The organism is Brachybacterium paraconglomeratum (assembly GCF_039541415.1).
Taxonomy (GTDB): domain Bacteria; phylum Actinomycetota; class Actinomycetes; order Actinomycetales; family Dermabacteraceae; genus Brachybacterium; species Brachybacterium paraconglomeratum_A.
The window spans coordinates 1-1,821 of sequence record NZ_BAABGE010000014.1; the positions used below are offsets into that span (position 1 = coordinate 1).

The window sequence follows — 1,821 nt, forward strand, 5'->3', positions numbered from 1 at the left end:
GAGGCTCGGTTCGGGTGCTCGACCGCTCGACCCCTTCTTTGGAGCGCGGGCGGCGGCGCTACCACACGCTCGCCGCCCGCTGCCCGCCGAGGGAATCCAGTAAAAAACCTCGGGGGTGGGAGACAGTCTCGCATGTCGCCGGCGACCCGCCCACTGTGTGTTTTGGGTATACCCCAACCTGCAGATCTGTCAGGAAACTGCCGATTCGGACCCTGCGGGACGGGGAAGCCTACGGTGCTGTAGCTGTCACGCAGGGTGATGCCTAACCGGACGGATGCGCTCAGTTGAGGTACCTCGCCCTCCGGATCGGGCACAGTAGAGTCCATGAGCGCCACCTCGGGGCTTCCGTGCGAGGGGGTGAACTTCTTTCTGGCCGACGGCGAAGTCGCGTTCCAGGAGGTCTTTCACGTCCACCTTCACGTCTTCCCCCGAACAACCGGCGACGGCTTCCGCATCGACGCCGGCTGGCGACAACGGCCACGCGCCGAGCTTGACGAAGCAGCTGAATCCGTCCGGACTGGCATAGCTGCCTCGCCGTCCTGACGTCTGGTCGCCGGTTGAGTCGTGGGTGCGAGGGAGACGCGCCGCGACGGTGTTGCGCGGCTGCAACCGGATGCGTAGCTGTCCCTGCGCGTGCGCTGCCGTCGAGCGGCTGATCACCACGAACTCTCCACGGTGTGAAACGAGGTCAGCGCGGCATACTGGGAAGGCGCCTAGGAAGTCGGAGGAACTATGCACTTGGTCTACGTCGATGACTCCGGCGACTCCAGGAACGGCACTATCCTCACCGCTCTGCTGGTGCCTGATCATCGCTGGAACGACGTGTTGGCGGCATGGCTCGAGGGCCGGCGTGAGATCCACCGAGAGTTCGGCGTCCCCAAGACCAAGGAGCTCCACGCCAACGAGCTGTACAAAGGCCGGGGAAGGTACTGCGAGACCAGCGCCGACGAGGATCTGTTCTCGACACCACGGCGTGAAGCGACGGGTCGCATCATGCTCTCGTGGCTGTCTAAGGCTGAGGGTCTGCTGGTCGTCACGATCGCGACTCCGACCAACTCATCAGCCCAGGCGTATGTCGCACTCGTGAACTGGCTGGATCAGTGGGCAGAGATGGAACAGACCACGGTGATGATCTTCTACGACGGCCAGCAGGGTTACGGTGAGCCGCACGCGGACCGCAGTCCTGAAGAGATCCGAGCAGACTGGGAACAGGCGCTCCGTTCGGCAGCGCCGTACCGCAACACCCATCGAGCACTGGACCTTGGCACGCGGCGAGTCATCGAAGACGTCGTCATGCAGGACAGCAAGTACAACCAGCTCATCCAGGCCGCTGATCTCGTCGCATACGGCGCGTACCACCTACACCTGCAGAACCACCCCGAGGTGTGGGGCCAGAAGAACAAGCCTGTGCCGGCAGCGATCCGGGCTTACTACAGGACCAAGAATCGCTGGCTACCCGGCTCTGACAACGGCATCATCTGGGTGGACGAACGCAAGAACCCCTGACCAAAGGCCAGGGGTTCGCGAGATGCGAGACCCTTTGGGTGACCAACAGGCCACATAGGGCCTCGCGTCTACGAGGGTAGCACTGGGCACCCACTCGCGCCAGGAGTGAGCACCGCACGTCACCTCTGGAGCGGGCGAGTGCGACTGGGGCCGCTGCGCCAACAGGAGCCAACCGCGGCGTCACTCTGGGGTATACCCGGTGCGACAGATGTGTCGCAGAATTGTACTTTTGGACCCTATTGGTAACCTGTGACTTCGTTCGTTAAACGGCGGGGTTCTTCAGACGCTATATGGCAGGTCAGGTGACTCCGATGA

At 63.1% G+C, this 1,821-nt stretch carries 2 protein-coding genes; both read left to right on the forward strand.

What is annotated here, in order from left to right; all coding sequences use genetic code 11:
- Positions 1-324 precede the first annotated feature (324 nt).
- A complete protein-coding gene (locus ABD893_RS16925; protein WP_209891489.1) occupies positions 325-543 on the forward strand; it encodes an HIT family protein in 219 nt (72 codons plus the stop codon).
- 189 nt (positions 544-732) lie between these two features.
- Positions 733-1,506, forward strand: coding sequence for a DUF3800 domain-containing protein (locus tag ABD893_RS16930; RefSeq protein WP_345083173.1), 774 nt, complete (start codon positions 733-735; stop codon positions 1,504-1,506).
- Positions 1,507-1,821 lie beyond the last annotated feature (315 nt).